General features: G+C 75.5%; 5 protein-coding genes and 1 pseudogene. 4 read left to right on the top strand and 2 right to left on the bottom strand.

The window, feature by feature from the left end; translation table 11 throughout:
* Positions 1-238: 238 nt before the first annotated feature.
* Positions 239-976, bottom strand: a pseudogene (locus GT045_RS32695) (peptidoglycan recognition protein); the annotation flags it as partial.
* Positions 977-1,245: 269 nt separating this feature from the next.
* Here GT045_RS32695 and GT045_RS32690 point away from each other — a divergent pair.
* Positions 1,246-2,430, top strand: a complete 1,185-nt coding sequence (locus tag GT045_RS32690; RefSeq protein ID WP_161336410.1) for a MarP family serine protease — start codon at positions 1,246-1,248, stop codon at positions 2,428-2,430.
* 123 nt (positions 2,431-2,553) lie between these two features.
* Entirely contained in the window at positions 2,554-2,985 is a 432-nt protein-coding gene (locus GT045_RS32685) for a GNAT family N-acetyltransferase (protein WP_161295412.1), read from the top strand.
* Positions 2,986-3,164: 179 nt separating this feature from the next.
* Here the strand turns inward: GT045_RS32685 and GT045_RS32680 are convergent, their stop codons facing one another.
* Positions 3,165-3,653, bottom strand: a complete 489-nt coding sequence (locus GT045_RS32680; RefSeq protein ID WP_202529232.1) for a GNAT family N-acetyltransferase — start codon at positions 3,651-3,653, stop codon at positions 3,165-3,167.
* 73 nt (positions 3,654-3,726) lie between these two features.
* Between GT045_RS32680 and GT045_RS32675 the strand changes: the two genes are divergently transcribed.
* Entirely contained in the window at positions 3,727-4,623 is an 897-nt protein-coding gene (locus GT045_RS32675) for a TIGR01777 family oxidoreductase (protein WP_161336408.1), read from the top strand.
* 180 nt (positions 4,624-4,803) lie between these two features.
* Positions 4,804-6,177, top strand: a complete 1,374-nt coding sequence (locus GT045_RS32670) for an NAD(P)/FAD-dependent oxidoreductase (protein WP_161336407.1) — start codon at positions 4,804-4,806, stop codon at positions 6,175-6,177.
* Positions 6,178-6,390: the final 213 nt, after the last annotated feature.

Below are 6,390 nucleotides of genomic sequence, written 5' to 3'. Positions count from 1 at the left end.
CCGTCGGCTTGCTCTTCCCGGCCGGCTTCCCAGCCCCCGTCGGCTTGCTCTTCCCGGCCGGCTTCCCAGCCCCCGTCGGCTTGCGCTCCCCGGCCGGTTCCCCCGCCTCCGCCGGCTTCCCCAGCCCCGTCGGCTTCCCCGCCTCCGTCGGCTTCCCCGTGACCGTCGGCTTCCCCCCGACCGTCGGCTTGCCCCCGACCGTCGGCTTCTTCGTCGCCGTGCGGCCGTGTGCCGGGAGCCGGCCCTGGAGCACGGCGGCCCGTTCCCGGATCCCCGGCAGGCTGGCGGCGAGGGCCGATCCGGGGCAGTCGGTGCGGTAGCCGTCCTGGTGGCCGGCGAGGACGGGCAGGGTGGCCGCGGTGCCCGCCTTGTAGCGGCTGAGGCCGCTGCTGGAGACCAGCCGGACCCGGCCGCGGGGATCGACGTCGGCCAGGCCGAGCTTCCAGGCGGCCAGGGCGGCGATCGCGTCGGACATGGCCCGGGGCACGGGCACGCCGGCGGTGAAGGTGCCGAGCGCGGCGATGCCGGCGGTGCGGTGGTTGAAGCCCTGGGCGTGGGCGCCGGTGACGGGCCGGTCCACGCCTCCGGCGCGGCCCTCGTAGATGGTGCCGCAGCGGTCGACGAGGAAGTTGTAGCCGATGTCGTCCCAGCCGCGGGCGCCGGTCTGCCCCGAGTACAGGTGCCGGATGATGCGGGGCGCCTCGGCGCACTCATAGCCGTTGGGCGAGTCCGTGTGGTGCACGAAGACGGCGATGACCTTGTCGTCGTAGCGCGGGGGCGGCTGGCTCTGCCCGGTGGCGCGGTCCAGCCACACCGAACGCGGCACGATGCGCGGCCGGGCGGCCCGGTGGAGGGTGGGCGGCCTGGCCGCGGCGGCGGTACGGCCGTGGCCGGACACGGTGGCCCGCTCGACGCCGCGGGCGCACAGCGCCAGCGCGACCACGGCCAGTACCCCGGGCAGGCACCCGAGCAGCACGCGTACCGTGCGCAGAGCCCGTGCGGTACGCGGTTTCCGGCCCTTCAGGGCTCTTCGGACGACACGCATGATCCCACTCTCGGACCGCTGTACCCTGCCCGCGATGTGCGCTGTGCCACCTGGTGGAACCATCATCCCGGTCCGGGACGTTTCCGGGGGGTACACACGTACGTGACCGGTTCCGTCGTCCGGTGACCGCCGCGAGCACGCGGGGCTGATCACCGGACCGGTCCCGTCCGTACTGAGGGGTCCGAGAGAAAGGCTGCTCCGTGGACCTGCTCGATCTGGTGCTTGCACTGGTGATCGTCGTCTACGCGGTGTCCGGGTACCGGCGCGGGCTGGTGGCCGGCTGTGTCTCGCTGGCCGGGTTCGTGGGCGGTGCGGTCGTCGGTGTGTGGGTGCTGCCCTGGGTGACGGGCCAGGTGGAGCGGGGTTCGGCGGCGGCGACCGTGCTCGCGGTGCTGACGGTGCTGGTGCCGGCGGCGGTGGGGCACGAGCTGGCCGGCCGGCTGGCGCTGCGGCTGCGCGGCGAGCTGGACCGGGGTCCGCTGCGGGTGGCGGACGGGGTGGGGGGCGCGGCGGCGAACTCGGTGGCGGTGCTGGTGGTGGCCTGGGTGGCGGCGAGCGTGCTGGCCGCGGCCCCGTCGGGCACCCTGACGACGGCGATCCGGAACTCGGCGCTGCTGGGCGCGGTGCAGGACGCGATGCCGCAGACCACGCCCGCGTGGTTCTCCCGGGCCACGTCGGCGCTCACCGAGGCGGGCTTCCCGCAGGTCTTCAACCCGTTCGAGAACGAGTCGACGGCCCGGGTGGCCCGGCCCACCGGGGACAACGTCACACCGGCGGCGACGAACGCGGCCCGGCTGAGCACGGTGAAGATCGAGGGCGCCGCGGGCGCGGAGGGCCGCGAGGGCAGCGGGTTCGTCTACGCGGCCCGGCATGTGATGACCAACGCGCACGTGGTGGCCGGCATCGACGACCCGAGCGTGCGCATCGGCGGGGTCGGGCGGTCGTACGAGGCCCGGGTGGTGCTCTTCGACCCGGACCGGGACGTGGCGGTGCTGTACGTGCCGGGGCTGCGCGCCCCGGTGCTGCGGTTCGACACCGGCGCGGTGCGCGGTGACTCGGCGGTGGTGGCGGGCTATCCGCAGGACGGGGGGCTGAACCTGCAGGCGGCGACGGTCGGCAGCCGGGTGCGGGCGACCGGCCAGAACATCTACAACGACGGCACGGTCACCCGGGAGGTCTACTCGATCCGCTCCACGGTCCGGCCGGGCAACTCCGGCGGCCCGCTGCTGACCACCGGCGGCCGGGTGTTCGGGGTGGTCTTCGCCCGCTCCACCGCCGACGCCGAGACGGGGTACGCGCTGACGGCGGACGAGGTCGCGGACGACGCCGGGCGGGCGGCCACGGCGACGGCGCCGGTGGACACGGGCGAGCTGGTCGACGCCTAGCCGAATCGGTTCCGAGGGGGACGCCTGGACGAAGCGATTCCGAGGGGATCGTTACCGGGCTCTCCCATGCGCCAAGGGGCTGTTCGATGGCTCGGGGGTGTCCCGGTCTGCTTGTATGCGGCCATGACCGCTGATCTCCCGGCCGGCTACGACATATCGACCGATCCGGCCCGTCTCGACCGTGCAGTCGTCCACCAGTGGCTTTCCGAGGACTCGTACTGGGCTCTGGGCCGGTCCCGCGAGAAGCAGGACGCGGCCATGGCCAACTCGCTGAACTTCGGGGTCTACGACCGGGCCACCGGCGTCCAGCTCGGTTACGCCCGCGTGGTCACGGACCAGGCCACGTTCGCGTGGCTGTGCGACGTCTACATCGCTCGGGGCAGCCGGGGGAAGGGCCTCGGGCATGCCCTGGTCGCCGCCGTCCGCGACCATCTCGCGCCCTACGGCCTGCGCCGGGTGCTGCTGGCCACCGCAGACGCCCACGCCGTCTACGCCAAGGTGGGCTTCGCGTCCCTCGAGAACCCGGAGAAGTGGATGGCGCTCGGCGCGCAGTAGAGGCCGCAGCCGGAGCCGTCCGGCTGGCGCCGCTCACGGTGCCGGTGCTGTCCGGCTGGCGCCGCTCACGGTGCCGGTGCTGTCCGGCTGGCGCCGCTCACGGTGCCGGTGCTGTCCGGCTGGTGCCGCTCACGGTGCCGGTGCGGACCGGTCGGTGCCCGGCCGGTCCGCACCGGGGTTCACACGCCGCGGCCCATGAGGACGTCGTCCACGTAGGCGCCGCCGACGTGGAACTCCTCGGGCAGCACGCCCTCGACGGCGAACCCCTCGGACTCGTAGAGCTTGCGGGCCGGGGTGTTGTGCCCGAGCACGCGCAGGGTGAGGCGCCGCGCACCGCGCCGGCGTGCCTCCGTCACGGCGGCCCGGATCAGCGCGCGTCCGACGCCCCGCCCGCGCGCCTGCTCGGCGACGACGAAGCCCTGGATCGCCAGGACGTGCGCGTTCGCCGCGAGCGGGGTGGGGTGCGTGATGCGGACGTAGCCGTGGAGGCGCCCGCCGGCCACGGCGACCAGGTGGTCCTCGGGGGTGTGCCGCTCGTCGAAGAACGGCCCGTACGGCGGCTCGGGCTCGGGTGTCACCGCGTGCAGGGTGGACCAGGTGGCCCGGTCGAGGAGCGCCAGGTCCCCGTCGTCCCCGGGGCGGGCGTGGCGTATGGACAGTTCGGGCATGGCGATCACCCTACGACGGACGGCCGGGGCGTCCCACCGTGTTTCCGACCGGCCGGACCGGCATGCTGGGGCCATGGAACGTTCACGCATCGCGGTGGCCGGCGCGTCCGGTCTCATCGGCAGCGCTCTGGTGCGGTCCCTGGCCGCCGAGGGGCACGAGGTGGTCCGGCTGGTGCGCGGGGCGCCCAGCGGCCCGGACGAGGTGCGCTGGGACCCCGGGCGGCAGTACGTCGACACGGCGGGGCTGGCCGGGTGTGACGTGGTGGTCAACCTGGCGGGGGCCGGGGTGGGCGACCGGCGCTGGACACCGGAGTACAAGCGGCTGCTGCGGGACAGCCGGGTGCTGGGCACGGCCGCGCTCGCCGAGGCGGCGGCCTCGCTCCCCCGGCCGCCGCGGGTGTTCCTGAACGGCAGCGCGATCGGGTTCTACGGCGACACCGGTGACCGGGTGGCGGACGAGGACACGCCGCCGGGCGACGGCTTCCTCGCGCGGCTGTGCGTGGAGTGGGAGGAGGCGGCGGCGCCCGTGACGGAGGCGGGGGTGCGGACGGTGTTCCTGCGGACCGGGCTGGTGGTGGCGCGGGGCGGCGGGGCGTGGGGACGGCTGTTCCCGTTGTTCCGGGCGGGGCTCGGGGGCCGGCTGGGCGACGGCCGGCAGTACTGGTCGTACATCGCGCTGCACGACGAGGTGGCGGCGATCCGGCATCTCATCGACGGGGAGTCGCTGTCCGGGCCGTTCAACCTGACGGCGCCCCACCCGCTGCGGAACAGCGAGATCACGGCGGCGATGGGGCGGGTGCTGCACCGGCCGACGGTGTGCGCGGTGCCCGCCGCGGTGCTGCGGACGGCGCTCGGGGAGATGGCCGGGGACGTGCTGGGCAGCCAGCGGGTGGTGCCGAAGCGGCTGCTGGAGTCGGGGTTCCGGTTCGCCTTTCCGGGCATCGATGAGGCGATCCGTGCGGCGGAGTGAGCCGGAGGACAACACCGGCGAACGAAAGTGACCGCATGCGACCTCCATGCGACCGTGCCCTGTCGGTGCGCGACTGTAGTTGACCGATCGTGGCCCTACCCTCGACCCGAACTCGGGTATTCCCGGGGCCAGTTGGGGGCATGACGTCTCCACCGGCCGCGCAACCACAGGAGGGGCCTCGTGCTTGAGCCCGCGTACCAGGTGGACGTCGTCATCGTCGGAGCCGGCATCGCCGGCCTCTCGGCGGCCCATCGGCTGACCAGCGCAGGAGTCACCACCGCGGTCCTGGAGGCCGCCCCCTACGTCGGCGGCCGCATGTCGACGGAGAAGGTCGACGGCTTCCGGCTCGACCGCATCGGACAGCTGCTGTCCACCTCCTGCCCCGAACTCCGGCTCTCCCCGGGCCTGGACACCCTGCCCGTCCGCCGCTTCGCGCCGGGCGTCCTGCTGCACCGCGACGGGCGCACCCAGCGGGCGCTCCCGCCGGCGACCGGGGGGAGCGCGAGGGGCGCACGGGGCGCACTCCATGTGGTGCGCGCGCTCGCGAACGCCCCCAGGACCGCGCCGGCCGCTCCCGGACGGGCCGCCGCACCGGTGGGCGGCGCGGTCGACCAGGCCCGGCTGGGGGCCGCACTCGGCCGGATCGCGGCGACGCCGGTCGAACGCGTCCTGGCCCGGCCCGAGATGCCGGCCGCCCAGGCGCTCGCCCAGCGCGGGGTACCGGCGCGCACGATCGACGGCTTCCTGCGCCCGCTGCTCGCCGCGCTGCTGTGCGACCCGGACCTGACCACGTCCAGCCGGTGCGCCGACCTGGCGCTGCGCGCGTTCGCGGGCGGCCGGCTGTGCGTGCCGGAGGGGGGCGCGGAGACGCTGCCCGAGATGCTGGCGCGGGCGCTGCCGCCGGACACCGTGCACACCGGGGTGCGGGTCACCTCCGTCTCCACGACCTCGGTGACCACCGCCGAGCACGGGGAGATCCGCTGCCGGGCGGTGCTGCTGGCCACCGACGCGCGGGCCGCGGCGGAACTGCTGCCGGGTCTGCGGGTGCCGGACTTCCACCCGGTGACCGTGGTCCACCACACCACCGACGACCCCGCGGCGGCCTTCCCGACCGGCACCTCGCTGCTGCTGGACGCCGACCGGGGCGGGCCCGTGGCGCACACGGCGGTGCTGAGCAACGTGGACCCGAGCCGGTCGCCGGCCGGCCGGGTGCTGGTCTCCTCGACGGTGCTGGGCACGCCGCCCGAGAGCGTCGACACCGCCGTGCGCATCCACCTCTCCCGCCTCTACGGCACCTCCACGCGCGGCTGGGAGACGCTGGCCGTGCACCACACCGCGCAGGCGGTCCCGGCGATGCGGCCGCCGCACGACCTGCGCCGGCCGGTACGGCTGCTGGCGGGCCTGTACGTCTGCGGCGACCACCGGGACACCAGCACTGTCCAGGGCGCGCTGCACTCGGCCCACCGCGCCGCCTCGGCGATCCTCTCCGACCTCGGCGCGACGGGCCCCCTCCACACCGCCGATCCGGCCCCGACGCTGCCACGGGCGGCCTAGCCGCGCCCCGCGGGGCGCGGGCGACCGCCCGGGCAGGGACGCGAACCGGAAGTACGGGAAGGACGGCACGCACCCGGACGGACGGCCGTCTCTCCCGCTGCCGCTCGCGCCCCGGCCGCCGGGCGCCGGACCGCCCGTCCTCGGCGGACCGGCCGTCCATGCCGGACCGGCCGTCCACGCCGGACCGGCCGTCCTCGGCGGACCGGCCGCGAG

It is taken from the genome of Streptomyces sp. SID486 (assembly GCF_009865385.1).
Classification (GTDB): domain Bacteria; phylum Actinomycetota; class Actinomycetes; order Streptomycetales; family Streptomycetaceae; genus Streptomyces.
Note: the sequence above shows the minus strand (reverse complement) of the source record. Positions and strands in the feature narration are given on the sequence as shown.

Excerpts from the sequence above, each read along its gene's own strand:
- GT045_RS32675 (WP_161336408.1), top strand. The coding sequence starts at position 3,727 with ATGGAACGTTCACGCATCGCGGTGGCCGGCGCGTCCGGTCTCATCGGC.
- GT045_RS32680 (WP_202529232.1), bottom strand. The coding sequence starts at position 3,653 with ATGCCCGAACTGTCCATACGCCACGCCCGCCCCGGGGACGACGGGGAC.
- GT045_RS32685 (WP_161295412.1), top strand. The coding sequence starts at position 2,554 with ATGACCGCTGATCTCCCGGCCGGCTACGACATATCGACCGATCCGGCC.